Origin of the sequence: Arthrobacter pascens (assembly GCF_017052465.1) — a bacterium.
Lineage (GTDB): Bacteria > Actinomycetota > Actinomycetes > Actinomycetales > Micrococcaceae > Arthrobacter > Arthrobacter pascens.
Window position 1 is genome coordinate 1 of record NZ_JAFHKT010000033.1, and the last position, 950, is coordinate 950.

The window sequence follows — 950 nt, forward strand, 5'->3', positions numbered from 1 at the left end:
CGGCGGGTTCGTCCGCGAGCACTTCTTCGGCAAGACCCCGCAGACCAAGGACATGGTCGCGGACCTCACCGATGACCAGATCTGGAACCTCAAGCGCGGCGGCCACGACTACCGCAAGGTCTACGCCGCATACAAGGCAGCCACCGAATTCAAGGGCAAGCCCACCGTGATCCTGGCCAAAACGGTCAAGGGCTACGGACTCGGCCCGCACTTCGAAGGCCGCAACGCCACCCACCAGATGAAAAAACTCACCCTCGACGACCTGAAGGAATTCAGGGACTACCTCAGGATTCCCATTTCCGATGCCCAGTTGGAAGAGGATCCCTACAGCCCGCCGTACTACCACCCGGGGTGGGATGCCCCCGAGATGGCCTACCTCCTTGAGAGGCGGAAGGCACTGGGCGGTTTCACGCCCGAGCGCCGTCCACAGCACGCCGCTGTTGAATTGCCGGACGCCAAGACCTTCGACGTTTCCAAGCGCGGTTCGGGCAAGCAGCAGGCCGCGACGACCATGGCGTTCGTCCGGCTGCTCAAGGACCTGCTCCGGGACAAGAACTTCGGGCACCGGATTGTTCCCATCGTGCCGGACGAATCACGGACCTTCGGCATGGACGCGTTCTTCCCGACGGCCAAGATCTACAACCCGGGCGGCCAGAACTACCTGTCCGTGGACCGCGATCTGGTCCTGGCCTACAAGGAATCCGCGCAGGGCCAGCTGATCCACCCCGGCATCAACGAAGCCGGCGCCGTCGCAGCCTTCACCGCCGCCGGCACTGCCTACGCCACCCACGGCGTGCCGCTCATCCCGGTCTACGTGTTCTACTCCATGTTCGGCTTCCAGCGCACCGGCGACGCCTTCTGGGCAGCCGCGGACCAGATGACCCGCGGCTTCATCATCGGCGCCACCGCCGGCCGCACCACCCTCACCGGTGAAGGACTCCAGCACGCCG

Annotated in this window: 1 pseudogene; it reads left to right on the forward strand. The window is 64.8% G+C overall.

Annotation, left to right across the window (positions count from 1 at the left end):
- Positions 1–950, forward strand: a pseudogene (locus JYA52_RS00140) (pyruvate dehydrogenase (acetyl-transferring), homodimeric type); the annotation flags it as partial.